Annotated in this window: 18 protein-coding genes; 3 read left to right on the top strand and 15 right to left on the bottom strand. The window is 69.6% G+C overall.

Annotation, left to right across the window (positions count from 1 at the left end; translation table 11 throughout):
• Position 1 precedes the first annotated feature (1 nt).
• The 3 genes from ACRSCF_RS23090 to ACRSCF_RS23080 all read right to left on the bottom strand — a co-directional run bounded on the left by ACRSCF_RS23090 (position 2) and on the right by ACRSCF_RS23080 (position 8,922).
• Positions 2–3,163: a Mur ligase gene (locus ACRSCF_RS23090; RefSeq protein ID WP_244386681.1), complete on the bottom strand. Its 3,162-nt coding sequence runs from the start codon at positions 3,161–3,163 to the stop codon at positions 2–4.
• 136 nt (positions 3,164–3,299) lie between these two features.
• The gene (locus ACRSCF_RS23085; protein ID WP_016450685.1) at positions 3,300–3,824 is read right to left on the bottom strand and encodes an OmpA family protein; all 525 of its coding nucleotides are present in this window, start codon (positions 3,822–3,824) and stop codon (positions 3,300–3,302) included.
• An 82-nt stretch (positions 3,825–3,906) separates the two neighbouring features.
• Positions 3,907–8,922, bottom strand: a complete 5,016-nt coding sequence (locus tag ACRSCF_RS23080; protein WP_324622694.1) for a hypothetical protein — start codon at positions 8,920–8,922, stop codon at positions 3,907–3,909.
• A gap of 480 nt (positions 8,923–9,402) precedes the next feature.
• On the opposite strand from ACRSCF_RS23080, the gene ACRSCF_RS23075 reads away from it, so the two are divergent.
• Together ACRSCF_RS23075 and ACRSCF_RS23070 are read left to right on the top strand one after the other, a co-directional pair.
• Entirely contained in the window at positions 9,403–10,722 is a 1,320-nt protein-coding gene (locus tag ACRSCF_RS23075; protein WP_244386678.1) for a L,D-transpeptidase Cds6 family protein, read from the top strand.
• Complete coding sequence (locus ACRSCF_RS23070; protein ID WP_133073701.1) at positions 10,722–12,230, top strand: L,D-transpeptidase family protein; 1,509 nt, start codon at positions 10,722–10,724, stop codon at positions 12,228–12,230. The genes ACRSCF_RS23075 and ACRSCF_RS23070 overlap by 1 nt, the downstream gene beginning before the upstream one ends.
• Positions 12,231–12,242: 12 nt before the next feature.
• Here the strand turns inward: ACRSCF_RS23070 and ACRSCF_RS23065 are convergent, their stop codons facing one another.
• The 12 genes from ACRSCF_RS23065 to ACRSCF_RS23010 form a co-directional block, all read right to left on the bottom strand.
• Positions 12,243–12,632, bottom strand: coding sequence for a hypothetical protein (locus ACRSCF_RS23065; protein ID WP_016449810.1), 390 nt, complete (start codon positions 12,630–12,632; stop codon positions 12,243–12,245).
• 193 nt (positions 12,633–12,825) lie between these two features.
• Positions 12,826–13,878 carry a GntR family transcriptional regulator gene (locus ACRSCF_RS23060; protein WP_016449809.1) on the bottom strand — a complete coding sequence of 351 codons (1,053 nt, stop codon included), beginning with the start codon at positions 13,876–13,878 and terminating at the stop codon, positions 12,826–12,828.
• Positions 13,879–13,941: 63 nt separating this feature from the next.
• On the bottom strand, positions 13,942–15,132 hold the full coding sequence (locus ACRSCF_RS23055) for an ABC transporter substrate-binding protein (RefSeq protein WP_034366650.1): 1,191 nt from the start codon (positions 15,130–15,132) through the stop codon (positions 13,942–13,944).
• Positions 15,133–15,145: 13 nt separating this feature from the next.
• A complete protein-coding gene (locus tag ACRSCF_RS23050; protein ID WP_016449807.1) occupies positions 15,146–16,189 on the bottom strand; it encodes a CobW family GTP-binding protein in 1,044 nt (347 codons plus the stop codon).
• The gene (locus ACRSCF_RS23045; protein ID WP_016449806.1) at positions 16,186–16,479 is read right to left on the bottom strand and encodes a hypothetical protein; all 294 of its coding nucleotides are present in this window, start codon (positions 16,477–16,479) and stop codon (positions 16,186–16,188) included. The genes ACRSCF_RS23050 and ACRSCF_RS23045 overlap by 4 nt, the downstream gene beginning before the upstream one ends.
• A 182-nt stretch (positions 16,480–16,661) precedes the next feature.
• A complete protein-coding gene (locus tag ACRSCF_RS23040) occupies positions 16,662–17,420 on the bottom strand; it encodes an SDR family NAD(P)-dependent oxidoreductase (RefSeq protein ID WP_017405599.1) in 759 nt (252 codons plus the stop codon).
• An 11-nt stretch (positions 17,421–17,431) separates the two neighbouring features.
• On the bottom strand, positions 17,432–18,208 hold the full coding sequence (locus ACRSCF_RS23035; protein ID WP_034366646.1) for an SDR family NAD(P)-dependent oxidoreductase: 777 nt from the start codon (positions 18,206–18,208) through the stop codon (positions 17,432–17,434).
• A gap of 7 nt (positions 18,209–18,215) precedes the next feature.
• Positions 18,216–19,661 carry an MFS transporter gene (locus ACRSCF_RS23030; RefSeq protein WP_047474049.1) on the bottom strand — a complete coding sequence of 482 codons (1,446 nt, stop codon included), beginning with the start codon at positions 19,659–19,661 and terminating at the stop codon, positions 18,216–18,218.
• Positions 19,662–19,689: 28 nt separating this feature from the next.
• On the bottom strand, positions 19,690–20,565 hold the full coding sequence (locus ACRSCF_RS23025; RefSeq protein ID WP_034366645.1) for a polysaccharide deacetylase family protein: 876 nt from the start codon (positions 20,563–20,565) through the stop codon (positions 19,690–19,692).
• A 16-nt stretch (positions 20,566–20,581) separates the two neighbouring features.
• Positions 20,582–22,024 carry an amidase gene (locus tag ACRSCF_RS23020; protein WP_244386675.1) on the bottom strand — a complete coding sequence of 481 codons (1,443 nt, stop codon included), beginning with the start codon at positions 22,022–22,024 and terminating at the stop codon, positions 20,582–20,584.
• A gap of 137 nt (positions 22,025–22,161) precedes the next feature.
• Positions 22,162–22,935, bottom strand: a complete 774-nt coding sequence (locus ACRSCF_RS23015; protein ID WP_034366644.1) for a siderophore-interacting protein — start codon at positions 22,933–22,935, stop codon at positions 22,162–22,164.
• The gene (locus ACRSCF_RS23010; RefSeq protein ID WP_244386673.1) at positions 22,928–24,136 is read right to left on the bottom strand and encodes an arabinose transporter; all 1,209 of its coding nucleotides are present in this window, start codon (positions 24,134–24,136) and stop codon (positions 22,928–22,930) included. The genes ACRSCF_RS23015 and ACRSCF_RS23010 overlap by 8 nt, the downstream gene beginning before the upstream one ends.
• A 60-nt stretch (positions 24,137–24,196) precedes the next feature.
• Here ACRSCF_RS23010 and ACRSCF_RS23005 point away from each other — a divergent pair, with 60 nt between their 5' ends.
• Positions 24,197–24,856, top strand: a complete 660-nt coding sequence (locus ACRSCF_RS23005) for a TetR/AcrR family transcriptional regulator (RefSeq protein ID WP_013803729.1) — start codon at positions 24,197–24,199, stop codon at positions 24,854–24,856.
• Positions 24,857–24,945: the final 89 nt, after the last annotated feature.

Raw genomic sequence — 24,945 nt, 5'->3', positions numbered from 1 at the left:
ATCAATAATGCATGTTCATTTGATTTTGATGTGGATCAAAGCGGATGGCGGGGCTGGATGCTATTAGGTGGGCCCCGTGTCCACTGAAACTGTCTCGTATGGCATCTGCGGCCAGGGCCAGATTGGTAGTGGCGCGGCCTGCCAACAAAACCGTGTCGCCTTTATGGGTTGTGCGAAGAAGTGAACAGATCAATTGATTGAGATCGTCATACCAATTGACGTGCAGAAGATCTGCCAGCGCCGCCGCCAGCTGCCGCAGCGGCTCGCCGTACAGCAGCACGCGCCGGGCCTGGGCCGCGCGCACCAGCGGCTCCAGCGCCAGCTGTGCAGTGTCCATGCTGACCTGGCCCGGCTGTATGCCGGCCAGCACGATCAGCCTGCGGCTGACATGGGGGGCGTGCTCCTGCAGCTGGGAAAAAGCAGCATGCATGGACAGTAAGTGGTTGCTCAGGCTATGGTCCAGCAGGCAGATCCCACTGGGCAGCAGCTGCGGCTGGCCGGCGCCGATCAGCGGCCGCCAGTGCGCGAGCGAGGCCTGGACCTGTGCAGGCGCATAGCCCAGCGCATGCATGGCGGCCAGCGCGGCCTGAGCATTGCGGGCCATGTGGTGGCCATCCGATTGCAGGGAAATCCCGAGGCGCCGGTTGTCTATGCTTATTTGCAGATTTCCATTGTGAAACCCCATTTCACGGACCTGCGCATTGGAATGCGGACCGAAGGTGATGAGACGCATTCCCATGCGTTGGGCATTCTCAATAATGCACGGGTTTTCACCTATGTCTTGTTCGATCACCAATGCACTGCCTTTGTGCATGTGCTGCATGGCTTCCACGACTTCCTGCAGCGCCTCGTATTTGCGGCAGGCGGACAGACCGGCCGGTCCGCACTGCTCGGAATCACCAGTACTGGGGATGTCATTAATTGAAAGATTAGTAATAACCAGAATGTCTGGATCAATCAGCGGCAGATCTCCACGCAGTGCCTGCAATGGCAGCTCCAGCAGGGCGCAGGGCGCTGCCTCGCTCCAGTTGATCATCTGCAGCGCCGTGCCCTGGGACAGCAGGGCGTCGCCCCGTGCATCGCCGCCGTCCTGCAGGCATTGGCGCAGCATGCCCAGGGTGGATGTCTTGCCCACGCAGCCGCTGACCGCGATCACGGGCGCCTGGATGCGGCGCCGGGCGGCCTGCGCCAGGCTGCGCAATCCTTCCTGTATGTCGGGCACATGCAGCACGGGCACGCCATGGTGCAGCAGGCCCTGCGGGCTGCTGCTGATCAGGGCCGAGGCCCGCAGCGTGGGAAGCGCGGCGGCCTGCACGCCCAGGGCCATGCCGGCACGCCGCACCAGCACGGCGGCGCCGGGCTGATGGTGCAGGCGGCTGGCGTCCAGCCCCGCGCAGCAGGTGCCGGTACCTCTGCCTTGCGCTGACGGGGCATCCAGCCAGCGTCCGTTCATCAGCTCGGCCAGTGCAGGGCCTTCCCAGGACATGGACGGGTACAGGGTCCCGGCCGCGGGCGAGAAAGCCGGCCGGCCCGCGGCCTCGCCGTCGCGCGCCCCCGGCAAGCAGGCCCTGGCAGGGCTGCCGTCCGCATCCGGGCCATTGCCGGCCTGCGCAGGCACGGCCTCGCCTTCGCCTTCGCCTTCGGTTTCGTGCTCCGGTTCGGTTTCGGCCACTGCGTGGCTGGCAGCCGAGCGCAGTGCCTGGGCCAGCGCGTCCAGCAGCTCCAGGCCGGCCAGGCTGGATGCCAGCAGCCAGGCGATTTCGCGCGGGGACTGCAGCACCTGGCGCAGGCTGGCGTCGGCAAAGGCGGCATGGCGGCGCCGGGCGGGCGGCAGGTACAGCGCCTGTTCCGGCCAGATGGCGCGCTGGGCCAGGGCCTGCAGATGGCGCTGCAGGCCGATCTGCCACTGGCGCAGCAGGTCCGTGGGCTGTGGCTCCAGGCCAGCGTCGAGCTGCAGGCTTTCGACCAGTGCAATGCCTATCCAGCGAGCGCAGGGGTCGTCGGCCTGCCCGCCAGGGCGGTCATCGGGGCTGTCGGGCATGCGCAGCAGCGGCGGCAGCGCGGCCTGCAGGAAGGCGGCGGGCAGGACGGCCGTCTCGGGCAGGGCGCTGCGCGCCGCACGCAGCGTGGGGCTGTCGCTGGTGGGCGGGCGGGAGCTGGCATAGGCATGCATGGCCAGTTCGGCCCAGCTCAGCAGGGGCTGGCCGCTGCGGGATGCATCGGCGTGGGCCGCAGCCTCGGCCTTGGTGGCGCTGGCCGACGCGGCCGCGGTGGACAGCAGGCTTTCCGCCAGCGGGTCCATCAGCGCCGGAATGCGGGCGCGGGCCTGGCTGTCGGCCCCCGGCCCCAGCACAAAACTGTTGCGCAGGTGGCGGGCCAGCACCAGCATGGCCAGCGCGCCGGGCAGGCAGTCGCCGGGCAGCGGCTGCAGCCGCTGCTCCACGTGGCCCATGGCCAGCGCAATGGCCTGCGCCAGTGCGGCGCTGCCCGCATGGCGCTGGGCCTGCAGCAGGGCGTAGGTCACGCCCAGGTGGTCGCACACGTCTTCGCAACCGGGCCAGCTCCCTTCCTTGCCCTGTTGCGCCAGCAGCTGCTGGACCGCGGCGTGCACCGGCACGAGGTGTGGCCACAGGCGCTGCTGCGGCGGGTCGGTTCGCGGCACGGCCAAGGCGGGATGCTCACCGCTGATGTACATGCCGCGCAGGTGCAGCAGCAGGCAGGGGGGATGCAGGGGGCGTGGGAGGGGGGGCTCATCGTCGGGTGCGCCGGCAGCCCCACCCTGGGGCGGATCGGGCAGCAAGGGGTGCAGCAACTGCGCGCGCTCCAGGCTGGCATCGGCCAGGGCAAGGGAGCGCAGGGGCATCTCGGTCCAGGCACGGCAATCGGGCAGGGGACTGTCCGCCTCCAGGGGTGTGATGTCCTGGACCCAGTCGATGCGCAGATCGACCTCATCGCGCTTGCGGGCCCAGGCCCACTGGCGCACGCGGGTCGCTCCCTCGCGCCAGGCGGCCTCCAGCGTGGTGGCGCGTACATGGAAGACGGAGGCGGCCTTGTTCTCGGCCGCCACCGTGAAGAAAAGAATGCAGCCGGGGTAGGGCTCGGGCAGCAACACCATGTGCCGTGCCAGGTACTCCAGGCCATTTGCCAATTGCTGCGACAACATGCTCTCGGCCTCGGTCAAGGTCAGTGGGAGGCTGCGCTTCCCGTGGGAACGGGACGCCGGGCTGCGGTGCGCTGACCGCGTACGGATCTGTTCTTTCATGGCGGCCCGGCGGCAGGCGAGTGCGGAGCGCGGCGGCTCATCGGTAGTCGAATTCCACGCGCCGGTTGCGCTGGTGGGCGTCTTCGCTCGTGCCTTCGTCGGCCAGCCGCTCCTTGCCGTAGCTGACGGACTCCACGCGGGCCGGATTCACGCCCAGCAGCTGCAGGCTGTTGCGCACCGCGTCGGCACGTTTTTGGCCGAGCGCCAGGTTGTATTCGATGCCGCCGCGCCTGTCCGTATGGCCGCGCAGCATCACCGAGCGGCCGGGATTGCTGCGCAGCCACTGCGCATGGCTTTCCACGATGGCCCGGTCGCTGCTGCGGATGGTGTAGGCGTCAAAGTCGAAGTAGACGATGTGGGCGACATTGGCGGGACCGCGCTGGTCGGCCTGGCTCGTGGCCACCACGGGTGCGACGCCGGAGCTGGCCGGCGCAGGCGCCGGGGCCTTGCCGAAGGCGTAGTGGTGTTCGGAACGCTGCGTGCTGGTGGTGGCGGTGGAACCGCAGGCGGCCAGGCCTGCGGCCAGCAGCACGATGGTGCACAGCCTGAGAGTGTGTGACATGGAAAATCTCCTGGGACGTGCGCCGCCACCGCGAGGCGGCGGCGCAGGGAAGGAATGCGGCGCCCGCAGGCGCCGCTGCAGCTCACAGCAGGGCGTTGTGGTGCAACTGCTGCGTCAACACGCTGGCTGCTGCATCGGCCGTGCTGCTGGCATGGCTGCTGATGGAGGTGGCAATCGGATCCAGCTCGGCCGCAGAGGCCGTTGCCGCTTGCGAAGTGCCGCCCAGAAGGCCTCCGAGCAGTCCGCCACCGGACGATCCCCCCAGCAGCCCGCCCAGCAGGCCGCCGCCACTGCTGCCGCCACCCAGCAGTCCGCTGACGATGCCGTTGTCGCCGACGACCGTGTTGACCACACCGCTGACGATGCCGTTGTCGCCAGCCACGGTGTCGAGCACGCCGCTGACGATGCCGTTGTCGCCGGCCACCGTGTCCAGCACGCCGCTGACGACGCCGTTGTCACCGACCACGGTCTCCAGCAGGCCGCCGACCAGTCCGGTGTCGCCCGTGAGGCCGCCCAGCAGGCCACCGTCGCCGCCGAGCAGCCCGCCGACGATGCCGTTGTCGCCGGCCACGGTCTCCAGCAGGCCGCCGACCAGGCCGGTGCCGCCCGTGAGGCCGCCCAGCAGGCCACCGTCGCCGCCGAGCAGGCCGCCAACGATGCCGTTGTCGCCGGCCACGGTGTCGAGCAGGCCGCCAACGATGCCGTTGTCGCCGGCCACGGTGTCGAGCAGGCCGCCGACCAGGCCGGTGTCGCCCGTGAGGCCGCCCAGCAGGCCACCGTCGCCGCCGAGCAGGCCGCCAACGATGCCGTTGTCGCCGGCCACGGTGTCGAGCAGGCCGCCGACCAGGCCGGTGTCGCCCGCGAGGCCGCCCAGCAGGCCACCGTCGCCGCCGAGCAGGCCGCCAACGATGCCGTTGTCGCCAGCCACGGTGTCGAGCAGGCCGCCGACCAGGCCGGTGTCGCCCGTGAGGCCACCCAGCAGGCCACCGTCGCCGCCGACCACGCCGCCAACCACGCCGCCCAGTAGGCCGTCGCCTCCCGTCAGACCGGCCAGCACGCCGTTGACGGTGCCGATCACCGGCTGCAGTGCCTGGCCCTGGACCTGCGTCAGGCCGTTGGCCAGGTCCGTCACCACGCCCAGCGGGCCGCCGTTCACCTGGGTCACGCCTTCGACCAGGCCCGTGACCACGGACAGGGCGCCGGTGCCGGGGTTGATCACCGCATCCAGCACCTGGCCCACAGGCGCTCCGGCCGTGCCGCCGAGCAGGTCATCGACGGTGTTCTGCACCGTGGTGACCAGGCCTTCGCCGCTGCCTGTGCCGCCGCCCGGGACCAGGCCGCCCAGCAGCCCGCCGACCAGGCCGTCCTCGCCGAGCACGCCACCCAGCAGGCCGCCGTCACCGCCCAGCAGGCCGCCGACCAGGCCGTCGTCGCCGAGCACGCCACCCAGCAAGCCGCCGTCACCGCCGAGCAAGCCACCGACCAGGCCGTCATCGCCAAGGACGCCACCCAGCAAGCCGCCGTCACCGCCGAGCAAGCCACCGACCAAGCCGTCGTCGCCAAGGACGCCGCCCAGCAGGCCGCCGTCACCGCCGAGCAAGCCGCCGACCAGGCCGTCCTCGCCGAGCACGCCACCCAGCAAGCCGCCGTCACCGCCGAGCAAGCCACCGACCAAGCCGTCGTCGCCAAGGACGCCGCCCAGCAGGCCGCCGTCACCGCCGAGCAGGCCGCCGACCAGGCCGTCATCGCCAAGGACGCCACCCAGCAAGCCGCCGTCACCGCCGAGCAAGCCACCGACCAGGCCGTCGTCGCCAAGCACGCCGCCCAGCAGGCCGCCGTCACCGCCGAGCAAGCCGCCGACCAGGCCGTCGTCGCCAAGGACACCACCCAGCAGGCCGCCGTCACCGCCGACCACACCACCCAGCAGGCCATCGCCGCCGGTCAGGCCGGCCAGCACGCCATTGACGGTGCCGATCACCGGCTGCAGTGCCTGGCCCGGGACCTGCGTGAGGCCGTTGGCCAGGTCCGTCACCACACCCAGCGGACCGCCGTTGACCTGGGTCACGCCTTCCACCAGACCCGTGACCACGGACAGTGCGCCGGTGCCGGGGTCGATCAGCGCATCCAGTACCTGGCCCACAGGCGCTCCGGCCGTGCCACCGAGCAGGTCGCCAACGGTGTTCTGTACCGTGGTGACCAGGCCTTCGCCGCTGCCTGTGCCGCCACCCGGAACCAGGCCGCCCAGCAGGCCGCCGACCAGGCCGTCTTCGCCAAGCACGCCACCCAGCAGGCCGCCGTCACCGCCGAGCAGGCCGCCGACCAGGCCGTCGTCGCCAAGGACGCCACCCAGCAGGCCACCGTCACCGCCCAGCAAGCCGCCGACCAGGCCATCGTCGCCAAGGACGCCGCCCAGCAGGCCACTGTCACCGCCCAGCAGGCCGCTGACCAGCTCGCCGATGCCGCCTTCACCCAGGCCGCTGCCCAGGCCGGCAATCAGCCCGTTGAGGGTTCCGATCACGGGCTGCAGTGCCTGGCCATCGACCTGGGTCAGTCCATTGACCAGTTCGGTCAGCACGCCCAGGGGGCCGCCGTCCACGCTGGTCAGGCCTTCCAGCAGGCCGGTGACGACCGAGGCCGTTCCATCGGTGGGATTGGCCAGCGCGTCCAGCAGTTGGCCCACAGGGGCTGCGACGGTGCCGCCGAGCAGGCCGTCCACCACGTCCTGGACCGTGGTGACCAGGCCGTCACCGCTGCCGCCTCCCGTGCCGCCCGGGATCAGGCCGCCCAGCAGGCCGTCGACCAGTTCACCGATGCCGCCTTCACCCAGGCCGCTGCCCAGGCCGGCAATCAGGCCGTTGAGGGTTCCGATCACGGGCTGCAGTGCCTGGCCATCGACCTGGGTCAGTCCATTGACCAGTTCGGTCAGCACGCCCAGGGGGCCGCCGTCCACGCTGGTCAGGCCTTCCAGCAGGCCGGTGACGACCGAGGCCGTTCCATCGGTGGGATTGGCCAGCGCGTCCAGCAGTTGGCCCACAGGGGCTGCGACGGTGCCGCCGAGCAGGCCGTCCACCACGTCCTGGACCGTGGTGACCAGGCCTTCTCCCGTGCCGCCACCCGTGCCGCCGCCGGGCACCAATCCACCCAGCAGGCTGCCGACCAGTCCGCCGAGCCCATCTTCTCCCAGGCCGTTGCCCAGGCCGGCAATCAGCTCGTTGAGCGTGCCGATCACCGGGGCCAGGCCTTCGCCGTCCACCTGGGTGAGGCCGTTGACCAGTTCGGTCAGCACACCCAGGGGGCCGCCCTCGACATTGGTCAGGTTCTCCAGCGCGCCGGTCACGGTGGACAGCAGTCCGTCCGTGGGGTTGGCCAGGGCATCCAGCAACTGGCCCACAGGCGCTGCCACCGTGCCGCCCAGCAGGCCGTCCACGACGTCCTGCACGGACGTGACCACCCCGCTGTCAGGCGTGCCGGGCGGGTTGCCCGTTCCGCCGCCCACCAGGCCGCCCAGCAGGCCACCCACGCCGGCGAGCAGGCCGCCCAGCGCGCCGTCTTCGTCGAGCAGGCCGCCGAGCACGTTGTCCACTACCGTGCCTATGGAGCCGCCGGAGCCCGCTTCGTCCAGGCCCTTGAGCAGCTCATTGAGCGTGCTGATCAGGGGCTCCAGGCCCTGGTTCTGGATGTTGACCAGGCCGTCCACCAGCTCGGTGAGCACGCCCAGCGGCCCGCCATTGGTGCTGGTCAGGCTCTCCAGCAGGCCTGTCACCCCGGACAGCGTGCCGCTGCCGGGATTGACCAGCGTATCGATCAGGTTGCCCACCGGGCCGGCGACCGTGCCACCGGACAGCGCACCCACCACGTCCTGCACGGAGGTGATCAGGCCGTGGCCGTCCGTGGGATCCGTCGGATTGGTGGGGTCCGTGGGATTGGTCGGATTGGTCGGGTTCGTCGGGTCCGTGGGATTGGTGGGGTTGGTCGGGTTGGTGGGATCCGTGGGGTTGGTCGGATTGGTGGGGTTCGTAGGATTGGTCGGGTTCGTGGGATCCGTGGGGTTGGTCGGATTGGTGGGGTTCGTAGGGTTGGTCGGGTTGGTGGGATCCGTGGGGTTGGTCGGATTGGTGGGGTTCGTAGGGTTGGTCGGGTTCGTGGGATCCGTGGGGTTGGTCGGATTGGTGGGGTTCGTAGGATTGGTCGGGTTCGTGGGATCCGTGGGGTTGGTCGGATTGGTGGGGTTCGTGGGGTTGGTCGGGTTCGTGGGATCCGTGGGGTTGGTCGGATTGGTCGGGTTCGTAGGATTGGTCGGGTTCGTGGGATCCGTGGGATTGGTCGGATTGGTGGGGTTCGTAGGGTTGGTCGGGTTCGTCGGATCCGTGGGATTGGTCGGATTCGTAGGATTCGTCGGGTTGGTGGGATCCGTCGGATTGGTCGGGTTGGTCGGGTTGGTCGGGTTCGTGGGATTGGTCGGATTCGTGGGATCCGTGGGGTTGGTCGGATTCGTGGGATCGGTCGGCACCGGGGGGGCTGGGTCGTCGTCGTCGTTGCTGGCTGCGGCGATCAGGCCCACGCCGCCCGCGCCGATCAGGCCGGCCAGCAGGAAGTCGCTGAGCACGGAGCCGCCGGCTGCGGCTGCGGCGCTTTCCTTGGTCACGATCAGGCCCACGGCGTCACCGTCACTGGCGGGCGCCACCTGGACGTTGCCAGAGGCCAGGTCCAGCACCATGGCGCCTGCGCCATCACCCTCGCGCTGGGCCAGCGTGGCCTGGGTGCCGCCCTCGAAGGTGCCGACCAGGGTCTGGCCGTCCTTGCCCTGGAACAGCGCCTTGGCGCTGCCATCGGCGGGCACGATGATCTTGTCGCCGACCTGCAGGGCACTGCCCGGCTGGGCCATCAGGGTTTCCCCATTGCGCACGATCTGCACGCCCGGGCTGACCTGGGACAGCGTGGCGGGAGGCGTGCCCCGGGGCATGACCGCTGCGGCTGCGCCGGGCTGCATGTTCGACGTATTGAGCTGCGCAAGCACAACGCTGGAGGGCTGCGGGTCACCGAACTGCACGGGGCTGACGGTGGTGTTGCCGGTGGGCTGCATCGATTGGGCGGTCATTTACTCTCTCCAGACAAGGGTTGAGACGACAAGGTCAGACGGTGGCTTGGAAGCCGTGAAAAATCTGTCGAGCCCTTTTGTGCAACATGCATGCCACGTGCACGCTGCAGGTCCGGATGGCCTAGGAATCATCCTAAGATATTGATTTGTATGGATTTATCTATTGATCACAATGTCTCATCAAGGGTCTGTTACGGCACACGTTACGTAACGCTGCCGGGTATGCTCCGTTACTCGGGCGCCGGTGCCGCGCCATGTTTCATGGCCCTTGACTCGCGGGCCCATGCAGCGGGGCAAGATGGCTTTCGCCTATAAAATCGCTGGCTTTTGGCTGCAGGCGTGTATCGGCGCATGCAGTAAGCCCAAAAGCGAACAGGCCCGTCTTCCAACTTTCATTGCGTAGAGAGCGCCCATATGCTGATTTCGTCCAGAGTTCCGTCGCGAGTGCCGGGTCGTACCTATTTGCGGATAGCCCGGCCCGTGGCCATTGCCGCCTTCAGTCTGGGGGCGGCTTTGTGCGGGGCGTTTGCCCATGCATCGCAGGAGGCGGTGGACGAGGTCTCACGGCTGCTGGAGCAGGGCAAGGCGCCCCAGGCCGCCAAGCAGGCCGAGGCCTACCTCAAGCAAAACCCGGCCGATGTGCAGATGCGCTTTCTGCAGGGCGTGATCGCCGCGGAGCAGCGCCAGAACGCCCAGGCCATCAAGATCTTCACGGCGTTGACCCGTGACTACCCCAGCCTGCCCGAGCCCTACAACAACCTGGCCGTGCTGTACGCCGCCGAAGGCCAGGAACGCAAGGCCTCGGAAGTGCTGGAGCAGGCCATTCGCACCAACCCCAGCTACGCCACGGCGCATGAGAACCTGGGCGACCTGTATGCGCGCATGGCCAGCGATGCCTATGCCAAGGCCTTGCAGCTGGACGGATCGCGCCAGGCCATCCAGCCCAAGCTGGCCCTGATCACGCAGATCTTCCCCAAGCAAGGTGGTGCCCAGGGAAAGACGGTCCAGGCTGCAGCTGCCTCGACCAAGGTCGCCGATGCCAAGGCGGCCGATGCCAAGGCCCGCGAATCCGACGCCAAGCTGGCCGAGGCCCGCGCCGCCGAGACCAAGGCGGCAGAGGCCAAGGCCGCCGAATTCAAGGCCGCTGAAGTGAAGGCGGCCGATGCCAAGGCAGCGCAGGCCAAGGCAGCAGAGGCCAAGGCAGCAGAGGCCAAGGCAGCGGAGGCCAAGCTGGCCCAGGCCAAGGCAGCGGAAGCCAAGGCCGCCGAGACCAGGCTGGCCCAGGAGAAGGCTGCCCAGGCCGCACAGGACAAGGCGCGCGCTGCCGAGGAAGCCAGGCAGGCTGCGGCCAAGGCCGCCGCCGTGACCACCGCTGCGGCCCCTGCCGCCGCCGCTGTGGCCGCCGCCGAGCCCGCCAAGGCAGCGCCTGCCGTCGACGAGAAGAAGGCGGCCCAGTCGGCCGCAGCGCAGGAAGTGGAGGCCGCCGTCAAGGCCTGGTCCACCGCCTGGGCCGGACAGGACATGGACCGCTACCTGGACGCCTACAGCGACCACTTCTCCCCGGCCGATGGCAGCAGCCTGGCCAAGTGGAAGGAACAGCGCCGCCAGCGCATTGTCGGACGCACCACCATCGTCGTCACCGTGCGCGACCTCAAGGTGACGGTGGACGGCGACAAGGCCACGGCCCAGTTCCGCCAGTACTACGCATCGGGCGCGCTCAAGACCACGACCCGCAAGACCCTGCGCATGCAGCGCGAAAAGGGACAATGGCGCATCACCCACGAAGGAACCGGTTCCTGATGCCTGAAAGAGCGCGCCCCCTGGCACGGTCATCCGCCGGCTTGCTGCGCCTGCATGCGCGGGCCGCCGGCGTGGCCGTGCTGCTGGCCGCTCTGTCCACGATGTCGTTCGGCACGGCGGCCTACGCCAAGCCGGCCAAGGCCTCCAAGACGGCATCCGCCAAGCCTGCAACGGGCAAGACCAGCAAGACCGGCAAGGCCGGCGCAGCCAGGCTGCGCTCGGCGTCGGGCAAGACGGCCGTGGCCGCTGCTGCGGTGGCGGCCACGGCAGGCGGCGTCGCTGCCACGGCAGGCCATGCCAAGGCGGCGGCCGGCTCGCAAAGCCAGGCGGAGGCCCGCCTGCTGGCCATCATCCGCCAGGTGGAGCAGCGGGATCTGGATGGCGCCCTGAAGGCGGCCGCCGATCTCACCGCCGAAGTCCCCAATTTCCGCGCAGCCCAGCTGGTGTATGCAGACCTGCTGCGCTTCAAGACCGGCCGTGCCGGCGAGGTGCTGGCGGGCACGCCCGTGGCTGCGTCCGCCGCTCCCAGCCATCCGGGCCAGGGCGTGCTGGTGCGGCACAACCTGTCCGTGGGCAGCGTCACACGGCTGGAGGGTCCGGCCAGTCCCGCGCAGGCCCAGCTGCAGGATCTGCAAAACGAACTCAAGCGCCGCCTGCAGGCGGACAGCGGCGCGCCGCCTGCGGGTTCCATTCCCGGCGAGTTTTTGATGCTGGGCGCATCCGTGCGGCATGCCATTGCCATCGACGCCAGCAAGTCGCGGCTGTACCTGTTCGCCCATGAGGCAGGCGGTCTGCGGCTGCTGGGGGACTTCTATGTCTCCGTGGGCAAGCTGGGCACCGACAAATGGCAGGAAGGCGACCAGCGCACGCCGCTGGGCATCTACTTCGTGGGCCGCCACATTCCCGGGCCCCGTCTGCCGGAGTTCTATGGCAAGGGTGCGCTCACGGTGAACTTTCCCAATGACTGGGACAAGGCCGTGGGCCGCTCGGGCAGCGGCATCTGGCTGCATGGCTCGCCGCCCGACCAGTTCTCGCGGGCGCCCGAGGCCAGCGATGGCTGCCTGGTGCTGGCCAACCCCGATCTCACCTTGCTCATGCAGACCGTGGACCGGCAGACGCCGGTGCTGATCCGCGAAAAGCTGCAATGGGTGGCCCCCAAGGCCCAGGCCCAGCAGAAGGCGGCAGACGCCTTCGTGCGCGTCATCGACGACTGGAAGAGCGCCTGGAACGGTGCGGACCCGCGCAAGCTGGCCGCCCTCTACGCGCCCGACCTGCTGCAGTCGCCGGCCTCGCGCACATCACAGGAGCGGCTGGCCGCCTACCTCAACCGCCCCGGCGTGACGCTGCAGGACCTGTCCATCTATTCCTGGAAGGACGCCAAGGGCGAGATCCGCGTGGTCAACCTGCGCGCCAGCAGCAAGTCCTTTGCCGAAGGCCTGCCGCTGCGCCAGTACTGGCGCAAGACGGGCGGGCGCTGGCAGCTTTTCTCCGAGGACGTGATGGGCTGAGCCCGGCGCAGCTCAGGTGTTCTCGTTGTGGCGGTTGCTGTCGAAGCGGCGCTCCGCATCGAACAGATGCTGTATCAGCACATGCGAGGTCATGTTCACGCCGATGCCGCCAATCATGGCCGGCAGCAGGTACAGCGCCGTGGACAGCTCGGAGACGAAGAGGGTGTTGTCGGACAGCGAAGGCGTCGCCTTGGCCGCCGAGGCCAGGCTTTGCAGCAGGTAGACATCCACCCCCGCCATGGCCACCAGGGCCAGCCCGAACAGCAGCACCGTGGTGCGCGAGATGCTGCGCTTGGCCAGCAGGGCGGCGTAGATGGCGCAGGGAAGAACGACCGAGAAAACCACCAGGCTCCAGAATCTGGCTTCGGTGAAGACGGTGGTGCTGATGCGCAGGGCATTCATCGGTGCGGTCTTTCGGTGCGGTCCTTCGGTACCTGTGGGGTCCTGCGGTTCCCTGTCGGCCGCCCAATATGCCGCGCTTGCGTAAACGCCCGGTGAACCCGGCGCAAACCGGTGGTTGCACATGCAACCAGGCGCACCGGTCGCAGTCTTGTCCGCTTCGGCCCTGCCTGGCCCGATGCCGTCCCTCAGGGGGTCACGACTGCCGCACCAGATAGGCCGGCAGCTGCGCCTCGGGCAGCACGGACAGGACCTTGAGCTGCAGCTGGGCGCGCTTGCGTGCCTGGGCCAGGTAGTCCTGCAGCGCCTGCGCGGCCCGCTCGTACTCACCATCCCACAGGGCGTCGATGACCTGGCGGCAGTTCTCGAGCAGGGGCGGGTTGGGCGACTGCGGGAACATGCGGTCAAAGGTGCTGTGGATCAGCCACGGCATCTGGCACTGCTGCAGCATGCCCACCAGCTTGTGGTTGGGATGCCGTGCCAGCAAGGCGCCGTGCAGGTGCTGCTCCAGCCGCAAAAGCTCCTGCGCTTGCGGTGCGGCGGGGGCGTGCAGGCGGCGGCGCAGGTCTGCGAGCATGTCCCTGTCCAGGCGCGGGCCGCTTTCGCGCAGCGCCGCGGGCGCCAGCAGCGCCAGCAGCTCGAAGTCCTGGTTCACCGCGCGTGCCGTCAACGCCGCCACGCGCCAGGAGGCATAGGTGCTCTTGTCCACCAGTCCCCGGTCCACGAGCCGGCTCAGCACCTCGCGCAGGGCCACGCGGTTCACGTTGAAGTGCTCCATGGCCGCGCTTTCGTCGATCTGGAAGCGCCCGAAGATCATGGCGATGGAGATGGTCTGCTCCAGCTCGTCGTGGATGCGCTCGCTTTCCGAGGGGATGTGGATGGTGGCGTTGCCCTCCTCCAGGCCCAGGGCCCGCGCGTCCAGCGGCAGGCGCTGGGGCTGCACGGCCTGCCCGGGCCGGGCCACCAGGTAGCCGCGTCCGTCGAAGGTGCACAGCAGCCCTTCGGCATGCAGCAGCTCGAAGGCCTTGCGCACGGGTATGCGGCTGGTGCCGAAGACCTTGGCCACCGGCCCCTCCAGCAGCACCAGGCCGGGCTCGATCCGCTGCTCGACGATGGCCCCGCGCAGGCGCTGGCGTATCAGTTCATAGCGCAGCCGGCGTTCGCCGGGATCGCCGGATTCACCGGATTCGCCGGGGCCTGCTTCCTCGTCGCGGGCAAGCTGCGTGGGTGCTGGGGTGGCTCTTGTCATTCCTGCTTCATCTGCATGTACCTGTGCACTGGCCGCCGCAAAGGGGGCCGGTATCCGGCAGGACTATAAGGGGCGGGCGCGGCGCAGCAGCGTGGCCCATTGGCGCACCAGGTAGTTGTGCTCGTCCATGACGGTGTTCCAGACGGCGATGTGGCCCAGGCGCTGCTCGTAGGAGCCGCCGTCGCGCACGCTGCCGCGCGGGATCACGACCTGGCCGTCGGTGCCCCGCAGGTCCTCGGCGGCAGGCAGGCCGGCGTACCAGTAGTCCCATTCGCTGGCGCGCAGGTGCTCGCGGCTGCGCAGCGGGTTGGAGATGTAGTAGCCCTGCCGTGCCATCGCCGCACCGGGCCAGCCGGACTGCCACCAGTTCAGGTAGCGGTAGGCGGCATCCAGCGTGTCGCCCCTGGCCTGGCTGGAGATGCCCAGGCCGCCGTACCAGGCCCGGTAGCCTTCGCGCGGGCAGGCCAGCCGGTAGTCCAGTCCCGCCGCGCGGTAGTGGGCGATGGCCGGCGACCAGTGGCTTTGTATGGCGACGCCGGCATCGATCATCAGCCGCGCCGCATCGGCGTAGTTGCCCCAGAAGCCCCGGAACTGCTCCGACTCCTGCCACTGCAGCAGCAGGGCCATCATCTGGTCGATCTCCTCCAGTCCCAGGTTGCTGATGTCGCCAAAACGCATGTCGCCGCCGGCCTGCAGGGCCAGGGCCGCATCCAGCGCGCCGATGGCCGCATCCGCCTGCAGGGCCGCACGGCCACGGCAGGCGGGAGACAGCAGCCAGGACCAGCTCTCCTCGGTCTGCGCGAACAGCTCTGGCACGGCGGCGGGCAGGTAGACGAAGCTGTCGGCGTTGTGCGTCAGCGGCAGCATGCTAATGCGCGATGCGGGCGTGCCGCCCAGGGTGCCATCGGCCTGCACGTACAGGCGCATGGCCGGGTTGCAGCCCGCGCCCAGGGCCGCCTGCGGCGTGATGCGCCCGGTCTTGGGCAGGGCGTTGACCTCGTCCCAATGCGCCAGCCTGCCGATGTCTATGGGTTGCAGCGCCCCTGTCGGCCACAGGCAGTCCAGGCTGTGGAACCATTGGTCGTAGAGATCGAAGCTGTCCTGGCGCATGACGGCCTGGCGCTGCGCGTCGAAGCCGTCGAGCACCTCGAAGCGGATGCGCAGGCCCAGGTCCTGCTCGGCGCGGCGGCGCATGGCCTCGGTCAGCGTCACCGAGGTGCCCAGTACCCGCAGTTCAGGCATGTTCTTGCGCATGGGGTGTTCCTTGTCAATGGAAGGCGGCCGGGCCGGGGGCGGCGCCGGGTTGCGCCCCATTGTCCTGCGCGAAGAAACGCTGGAACGACTGCCAGGAGTCGTCCACCTGCTGCCCGTTGAGCCCCGAGGCGATGAAGACCAGGCGCGAGCGGCCGTCGCCACCGGGCCATTCGGCCAGATGCTCGGGCGCATGCATCAGATGGCCCATGCCGTGCAGCACCGTCGGCTGCCCCTGCGGCCATCCTTCGGCGGCCACGGCCACGAGCCCCTTGAGCCGCAGCACCCGCTCGCCATGGCGGTGCAGCAGCCAGGTCAGCCACAGCGTCAGCGCACACCAGTCCACGGGGCCGTCGAGTTCCAGGCAGAAGGCCTGGATGCTGCCGTGCGGCTCCTGGCCCTTGCGGCTGCGAGGCGTGCCTGCAATGGCGCGTGCCAGCCAATTGCTCTCCTGCACGGGCTGCTCCTGCCAGGCCGGCAGCGCCTGGCGGCTGTTGCCGAGCACGGCCAGCGGATTGAGCCTGGCAAGCTGCGCGCGCAGCGCCTCGGCGTCCTGCGGCCGGGCCAGGTCGGTCTTGCTCAGGTACAGCCGGTCGGCGGCGGCGACCTGGGCCTGCCATTCGGGCCGCTGCGCATGCGTGGCCGCGTGCAGGGCATCGACCACGGTGGCGACATGGGCGGGCCTGAAGACCTGGCGCAATTGCGCATCCCCAATGAGGGTGGCGATCACCGGGCCGGGCGCGGCAAGGCCCGTGGTTTCGATCAGCACGCGCTGGAACGCAGGCAGCTCGCCGCGCTCGCGGCGCTGGTGCAGCCGCCACAGCGCCTCCTTGAGTTCGCCGCGGATGGCGCAGCAGATGCAGCCGTTGTCCAGCAGCACCGTGTCGGCGTCGATGCGGCCCACCAGCAGATGGTCCAGCCCCACGGCGCCGAATTCGTTGATCAGCACGGCGGTCTCGGCAGCGGGAGAGTCCTGCAGCCATTGCCTGAGCAGCGTGGTCTTGCCGCTGCCCAGAGAGCCCGTGAGCACACCCACGGGCAGGCGTGCATCGCCGGTCATGGCGCCTGCTCCGGTTGCGGCCAGGGCATGGCCAGCGGATCCAGCTCGCGGGCCAGCAGCCGCTCGGCCGCAGGCCACAACGCACCGAAGTCGGGCACCAGAACGCTGGCGCCCGTAGGCCCCTGCAGCAGGTAGGACTGGCCGTGGAAGTCGCTGAGCCGCAGCCGCCACAGCGCCAGCAGCCGGTTGGCGCGCGCAATCTGAATCAGCCGCTGGCGGCGCCCGGCCGATCCGGCCGGCGCCTGGCTCCAGTGGCCGGAGCCCTGCAGCAAACCGCACATTCCACACATGACAGAAACCCTTTCGGTTGCGAATGGAGCCGCCTGCGAAACTGGCGCAGCCAAAGAGCAGAGACACCCAGGAAGGGCCTATGCCGGCCGCGCCGCCCCGCACCGAGGGTGTCGCCGGCCGCCCGTACGCCCCCCTCCGAAGAGAGGGAGAAGGCGCGAAGCGACTCAGGGGGTGCTTCTTTTCACGGCATGACATCGCCGGAATTGGGCCCCAGCGTCTGCCCCACATACAGATTGCCGCCGGGGTCGGAGGCCAGCAGCACGGCCGTGGGAGCCACCTCGTCGGCGCGGCCGAAGCGGCCCAGCGGCAGGCTGGCCTCCTTGGCGCGCTTCCAGTCCGCGCTGATGCCGTCGACCAGCGGCGTGGCGATGGGGCCGGGGGCAATGGCGTTGACCAGGACGTTGTCGGGTGCCACTTCCAGCGCCAGCGACTTGGTGAAGCCGATCACGCCGGCCTTGGCCGCCGCATAGTGGCTCAGCTCCACGCCGCCCTTGATGCCCAGCTGCGAGGCGATGCTGATGATGCGACCCCAGCGCTGGGCCTGCATGTGCGGCACTGCGCGCCGCGCGCACAGGAAGACGCTGCGCAGGTCCACGCGCAGCATCTCGTCCCACATCGCGGTGGACATGTCGGCACAGCGCGACTGGGTGAGCATGCCGGCGTTGTTGACCAGGATGTCGATGCCGCCGAAGGCCTGCACGCAGCGGTCGATGATGCGGTGGGCCGTGGACTCGTCGCCCACGTCGCCGATGACGGTCTCGGCCTGCGTGCCCAGCGCGCGGCAGCGCCGGGCCACGTCCTCGGCCCGCGCGGCATCGATGTCGGCCAGCAGCAGCCGCGCGCCGGCCTGCGCATAGGCCAGGGCGATGGCCTCGCCGATGCCGCTGCCGGCGCCTGTCACGACGGCGCGGCGGCCGTCCAGTGGCTTGGATGTGCTCATGTCGGATGTCCTCAACTGGGCCAGCGCACGGTCAGGCCGCCGTCGGCAATGATGGATTGGCCGGTGATGTAGGAGGCCTCGTCGCTGGTCAGGAAACGGATCAGGGCAGCGATTTCTCGGGCCTGCCCGACACGCCCCAACGGAATGCTTTTTGCCGCCTGCGCCAGGCCCGCCGGGCCCAGCGAGTTGACCGGGTCCAGCGACTGCGGCGTCTCGATCAGGCCGGGAATCACGGCGTTGCAGCGTATGCCGCGCGGTGCCAGCTCCATGGCCACGGCGCGGCACAGCCCGGGCACGCCCGCCTTGGCGGCCGCATAGTGGGCATGCTGCTCCCAGCCGTACACGCCGCCTGCAATGGAGGAGACGGCCACCATGGCCCCGCCTGCAGCCATGTGGCGCGCACTGGCCCGGAAGGTGCGCATGACGCCGCCCAGGTCGATGTTGATGACCTCCTGCCACTGCGCATCGCTCATCTCGGCCAGGGCCGCCTGGCGCAGCAAACCTGCATTGGCGACGGCGAAGTCCAGCCGGCCGAAGCGGTCCACGGCGACGCGGGCCAGGTGCTCGACCTGCTCGGCATCGCCCACATCGACCGCCTCCATCACGCACCGCCCGCCCGCGCGCTCGACAAGGTCCCGGGTCTGGCCGGGATCGTGCGGGTCCTGCGGGTAGTAGCTGCCGGCCACGGCAACGCCGGCCTGCGCGTAGGCCACGGCCAGCGCCTGGCCGATGCCGCTGGCAGCGCCGGTGATGAGGGCGACCTTGTTCCTGTCGATCTGCGGGTGCATGGCGGCCTCACTTCACGGTCTGGGGATCGACATGGGGTGCCAGGAACATCAGCAGTCCCGAGGCTGCGCAGGGAATGGCTCCCCAGTACAGCGCCGCCTGTGCCCAGTCCGCCCCCTGCGACAGCGTCCAGGTCACGCCGAAGCCTGCCGCGATGGCGCCCACCTGGCCCATGGCGTTGACAAAGGAGCTGGCCGTGGCGCGGATGTGGCTGGGAAAGCTCTCGCCGATCAGGAAGAGGGCCGCTGCATAGGGGCCGATCAGGAAGAACAGCCCCAGCGAGTACAGCGGCACGATGCGCCAGAAGTCGCCCGAGGGCGCGTTCAGCATGAGCGCGAAGGCCAGGCCACCCAGCATCCAGCCTATGGCCACGGCGTTGCGCCGGCCTATGCGGTCACCGAGCCAGCCATGGAAGACATAGCCCAGGAAGCCCGCGAGATTGGAGATGATGAGCACCTGCAGCGCGCTGGAGAAATCCACGCCCTTGCCCGGCGTGCCACCGGCGCCGCCCAGCACCGAGGTGCCCAGCACCGCGAAGATCACGATGGCGAACCAGTTCAGGAAAAAGCCCAGGGCCAGCGACAGCGTGGGCCGCAGCGAGGCGCCCCGGAACATGGCCGACAGGCCGGTGTGCTGCGCTTGCTGCGGGTGGGCGCCATGGGCCTGGGCCAGGCGTGCGGCCTCTGCCTCGCGTCCGGCACGGCGCAGATCGGCAACGCGCCGCGCGGTCAGGAACTGGGGCGTTTCCACCAGCCGTCGGCCCAGCACGGCAATCACCAGGGCGGGGAACATGGCGAACACGAAGGACAGCACCCAGCCGCCGCCCTGGCCGAACCAGCGCTCGCCCAGCGGATACAGCAGGGCCACCAGCACGGCCGTGAGCACCGCGCCCACGGGCCAGCCGCCTTGCACCAGCGAGTAGATGAAGCCGCGCCGGCGCAGGGAGGCCGGGTCCGTGTAGACCAGGGAGAACAGCTCGCTCAGGTAGGTGGCGTTGATACTTTGCTCGGCGTAGCCCAGGCCCGCCAGCGAGCGCACCACGATCAGCAGCACGAAGCCCAGCCCCGCCGACAGCCCGATCACCCAGCCGGCCAGCGCCGTCAGGCCCGAGCACAGCGCGGCGCCCGCCACGGCGATGATGATGCCCTTGCGCCGGCCCAGCCGGTCGGCGATGGGGCCGATGCCGAAGGCCACGATCACCGTGCCCAGCGTCACCCAGGTGTTCAGCCGCGCCTGCTGCTCGGCGCTCCACTGGAAGTGCTCGCCCAGTTGCGGCAGCAGGGTGCCGAAGAGGATGAAGTCGTAGACGGCAAAGACCCAGGCGAAAAAGCAGACCCAGGTGGCGTAGCTGACCTGCCTGCGCGTCACGGTGGGCGCGGTCCAGGGGGCATCGATCCCGGCCGGGGCCGGATGGCCTGCGCCTGGGGCGTCGGAGGCAATGGCTGAGGTATTCATGGTGTCCTCGCTGAGGTGGGATGCGGCATCAACGCGGCTGGCGGCGCAGGAAGTCGTCGGCGATCTGGTCGCACGTCATGAAGCGCACGCCGTCGTGCGACTGGAAATGCTCGATCAGGCGCTCCAGCATCAGCAGCACCTGGGGGCGGCCGGAGACGTCGGGGTGGATGGTGATGGGGAAGACCGCGTAGTCGTGCTCGCGGTAGACCCAGTCGAACTGGTCGCGCCACATCTGCTCTATGTCGCGCGGATTGACGAAGCCGTGGCTGTTGGGCGACTTCTTGATGAACATCATGGGCGGCAGGTCGTCCAGGTACCAGTTGGCGGGGATCTCGACCAGCCGTGTCTCCTTGCCGCGCACAAGGGGTTTCATCCAGGCGTCCGGATGCTTGCTGTAGTCGATGCGCGTCCACTGGTCGCCCACGCGCACGTAGTACGGGTGGAAGTCGTTGTGCATCAGGCTGTGGTCGTACTTGATGCCTTTCTTGAGCAGCAGCTCGTTGGTGACGGGGCTGAACTCCCACCAGGGCGCCACATAGCCCGTGGGTGCGCGGCCGGCCAGCCGCGTGATGACCTCGATGCTGCGGTCGAGCACCGCTTCCTCCTGCTCGGGCGTCATGGCAATCGGGTTCTCGTGGCTGTAGCCGTGGATGCCGATCTCATGGCCCGCGTCCACCACGGCCTTCATCTGCTCGGGAAAGGTCTCGGCGGAGTGGCCAGGGATGAACCAGGTGGTCTTGAGGCCGTATTTGTCGAACAGCCTGAGCAGCCGCAGCGAGCCGACCTCGCCCGCGAACATGCCGCGCGAGATGTCGTCGGGCGAGTCCTCCCCGCCATACGAGCCGAGCCAGCCGCCGACGGCATCGACGTCCACGCCAAACGTGATCTGTATGTCCTTGCTCATTGCATGCACTCCTTTTTCACTGGGAACGGTTGAGGGAAGAAAGCGCCTGTTCGACGGCCAGGGCAATGCGCAGCAGCCGGTCGTCATCGCCCTGCGGGCGCATCAGCTGCAGGCCGATGGGAAGCCGTTCGGTGCTCGCGCCAGGGCCTTGCAGGCACAGGGCGCCGCAGGGCAGGGCCACGGCCGGCGCATCCAGGAAGCTGCCGGGCATGGTCAGGCGCAGCGTGGCGAGATTGGTCTGGGCAAACAGCGCGTCGTCTTCCAGCAGGGGCTGCAGCAGCGGCGCCGGATGGCCCACCGTGGGCAGCACCAGGGTGGCGCCGCCCAGCTCCTGCGCAAACAGCGCCATCAATGGCTGGCGCCGTGCCAGCAGTTGCAGGTAGCCGCCATGGTCCAGATGCCTTGCGGCCGCCAGCCGGCTGCGCACGCGCGGGTCCATGCGCGCGGCCTGCTCCGGGGCATCCAGGCGCTCGCGGTGCGTGGCCAATGCCTCATGCGCGCCCAGCCAGCCATGGCGCTGCGTCAGCGTCTGCACCGTGTCCAGGCTTTGCAGCCGGCGCCGCTGCACGCGGGCGCCCTGCCGCTGCAGCAGGGCCAGGCCGGCTGCAATCGCGTCGCGCACCTGCGCCTGCACGCGGTCGTCGTCCAGCAGGCCGGGGTCGATGACGAACACCTGCCCCTGCAGGCCTATGGCAGTGCCTGGGACGGCAGGGCCTGCAGCGGCAGCGGCATCGCCGGCAGGCACGGTGCTGCGCAGCACCTGGTCCAGGGCCATGCAGTCGGCCACGCCCAGGGCCAGCGGCCCCAGCGTGTCCAGGGAAGGTGACAGCGCAAAGACCCCTTGCATGGGATAGCGCCCCCGGCTGGCACGAAATCCCACCAGCCCGTTGAAGGCTGCGGGAATGCGCACCGATCCTGCCGTGTCCGTTCCCATGGCCAGCGGCCCGCAGCCCTGCACCACGGCCAGGGCCGCGCCGCTGGAGGAGCCGCCAGGCGCCCGTGCGCGCCCACCCAGGCGGGGATTGGCGGGGGTGCCGAAGCCGGGGTTCAGGCCCAGTCCCGAATAGGCGAACTCGCTGAGGTTGGTCTTGCCCAGGCAGACCATGCCGGCCGCCGCGGCCCGCGCCACCACGGGGGCATCGGCAGGGGCTGGCGGGGCAGAGCGAAGCAGGGCCGATGCCGCCGTGGTGGGCGTGCCACGCACATCGAACAGGTCCTTCCAGCTGATGGGCACGCCGTCCAGCGGCCCGAGCGGGCGGCCCGTACGCCAGCGCTGCGTGGATTGCCTGGCCTCTTCCAGCGCGCGCTCCGCAGTGATGCGCGTGAACACGGACGGGCTTTCACAGGCCGCTTGCAGGCAATGCTCGGTGGCTTGCGTGGGCGTCAGCGTGCCGGCCGCATAGGCTGCATGCAGTTCGCAAGCCGAGGCAGGCGCTGTCCGGAGGCCGCTGTTTTTCATTGAATTTGAATGTTGTTGTCAAAGTTCATTTTTGAATTCTAGTGAGCGCCTCCATCCCGTGTCCGGGTGATTACCCGGGGGATGAGGCGCTCTGTGTTGATCTGTGAAGGAGGCCGTTTTGTGCCGCTTGCGCCGCTCTAGCGGTCCTTGTGGTCCGCTTCGCCGCACTTCCAGTAGCCCTTGGCGCTCAGCTGGCCGGGTGCGATGCCACGGTCCAGGAAATGCCGCTTCAGCGCACGCATGGCGCCGGACTCGCCCGCCATCCACAGATAGCCGTTGCCCGGCGGCAGCGGCCGGTACATCAGCCGCTGGCACAGCCTCTGCCCAGGCTGGCCCGGCGCGGCGGTGATCCACTCGGTGCGCCAGCGGGCAGCGCTGTCCATGGGCTGGCATTCGCCGTCATCGGTGATTTCCACGTAGGCCTTCACCCGGGCGGAGGACGGCAGGCTTGCCGCGATCGATTGCATGGCCGGCAGTGCCGAGCCATCGCCCGCCAGCATGAGCCAATCGGTGCCGGCCGGCGGGGCGAAGCCGCCGCTGCGCGGGCCGGCAATGGCCACCTGCTCGCCCACGCGGGCCTGGGCGGCCCAGCGGGAGGCGGGGCCGCCGCCGCCAGCTGAGGTGCTGTTCTCATGCTTGGCATTGAACGCATCGCCATGCAGTACCAGGTCAATGTCCAGCGTGCCGGCCTGGCGGTCCACGCTGCGCAGCGTGTACGCCCGGCCCTCGCCCGTGGGCAGGAACAGCTTGACCCAGGCGGCGGGCGTATCCACGGCAGGCGCCCGCGAGAAGGCGGCGATCTGCTCGCCACCCAGCGTGATGCGGCGCATGCGCGGCGTGACGGATTGCACCTTCAACACGGTGCCCAGCGCGCGCTGCGTGCCGGCAAGCATGTGAATCGGCTCAGCCATGGGTGGCTCCCCGGGCTGCGTTCAAGCGCAGCAGCAAGGCCACGGCGATGGACAGCGCCACGCTCACGGCGGCGGCGAAATACACGTCTCCGACGCCCGTGACACTGGCCAGCAGCCCGGCGGCAGGGGCCGTCAGCCCCATGGACAGGTCGAAGAAGGCCACATAGGCGCCCATGGCCGCACCGCGCGCCTGGGCAGGCGCCCGGCGGACTGCCTCCACGCCGAAGGCCGGGAAGGCCAGCGAGTAGCCGAAGCCGGTGAGCGCGGCGCCGGCATAGGCCCATGGCGCATCGCCCCCGCCCCAGATCAGCAGCAGGCCGGCGGCTTCCAGCGGAATGCTGGCCAGTGCCACCCGCACGCCGCCCAGCTTGTCCGGCAGATGGCCGAAGAGCAGGCGCGCGCCGATGAAGGCCAGGCCGAAGGCCGTGAAGGCCAGCGAGGCCGCTCCCCAGCCCCGCGATGCGAACAGCAGCGCTGCAAAGGTCGTGATCACGCCAAAGCCCACGCTGGACAGGGCCAGCCCCAGGCCGGGAAGCCATACCGTGCCCAGCACCTTGTAGAACGGCGTGCGGCGCTGGGCCGCAGCCGGCGTGGCGCGCAGGCCCCAGACCATGGCCAGGGCGGCCAGCGGCAGCACGATGGTGGCCACGGCAATGCCGGAGAAGCCCCAGGCCGCCTGCACCGCCACGCCGGCCGGCGCGCCCGCCGCATAGGCGCCGTACATGGCAATGCCCACCCAGGCCATGACCTTGCCGGCGTTTTGCGGACCGATCATGCCCACGCCCCAGCTCAAGGCCCCGGTGATGATCAGGCTCTCGGCGCAGCCCAGCAGCACGCGGCCGGCGGCCAGCACCCAGACTGCGGCCGGCCCTCCCTCGAAGGCGCGTGACATCAGGTAGGCCAGGCCCGAAACGGCCGCCAGCGCCATGCCCAGCACCACGGCACGCCTGGCGCCGCGCGTGTCGGCCAGAGAGCCGGCCCAGGCCCGCGACAGCAGGGCGGCCGCGAACTGGCAGCCCATCACCGTGCCCACCCCCAGCGTGCCCAGTCCCAGGGTCTGGCTCAGGTGCAGGGGCAGCACGGGCATGGGCATGCCCAGGCAGAGAAAGCTGACGAAGACCGCCAGCGTCAGCGGCAGCAGCCGCGCGAATGCGTTCACCGGCGGCGACGCGGCCGCAGATGGCGAAATTCCGGAAGACATGTGCATTCCCTTTCAAATACGAGTAAAAACTCAGGTCACATGTCCAGGAGAATATGAGCCATGGCTCGCATTGAAAACTCGCATTCGCAGGCGGCGCAGCGGCAGCCGCCCCAGCCCCGCAAGCAGCCACGGCAGGCGCGTTCCCTTGCCACGGTCGAGGCCATTCTGGAAGCTGCGGCTCGCGTTCTGGCCGAGCGCGGCTATGCCGCCACCAACACCAATCTGGTGGCCGAGCGCGCAGGCGTGAGCGTGGGTTCGCTCTACCAGTACTTTCCCAACAAGGACTCGCTGATCACGGCCTTGCACGAGCGCCACGCCGCGCAGATGTACGCGGCCATTGCCGCCGTGCTTGCTGCAGAGCGGCCGCAGGGCCTGCAAGGCCATGTGCAGGCCATGGTCCGGGCGCTGCTGGCGGCGCACCGGGTCGAGCCCGATCTGCACCGGGTGCTGGAAAAGGAATTCCCCTTCTTCGACGCGCCGCGCGAGCAAAGCGCGGCCGACGGCGGCATCTTCCGCCAGGTGCGCCAGCTCCTGGAGCTGCACCGCAGTCAGCTCGCCCACCGCGATCTGGACCTGGCCACCTGGATGCTGCTGCAGACCATGGAGTCCCTGGTGCATGCCGCCGTCATCGATCCGCCTGCCATGTTCACCCCCCAGGCCCTGGAGGATGGCATCGTGCAGGTGCTGATGGGGTATCTGCGAGCGCCTGCCCTGGGTTGAGGATGCAAGGAGCGGTTTGGCCGCCAGGTCCTCAGGGCGCGAAGACCTCCGGATCGAATGGGCCAAGCAGTCGGGCCACTTCGCCGGCG

The sequence above is a fragment of the Delftia sp. 11MD genome, assembly GCF_050907895.1.
GTDB classification, from domain to species: domain Bacteria; phylum Pseudomonadota; class Gammaproteobacteria; order Burkholderiales; family Burkholderiaceae_C; genus Comamonas; species Comamonas tsuruhatensis.
Note: the sequence above shows the minus strand (reverse complement) of the source record. Positions and strands in the feature narration are given on the sequence as shown.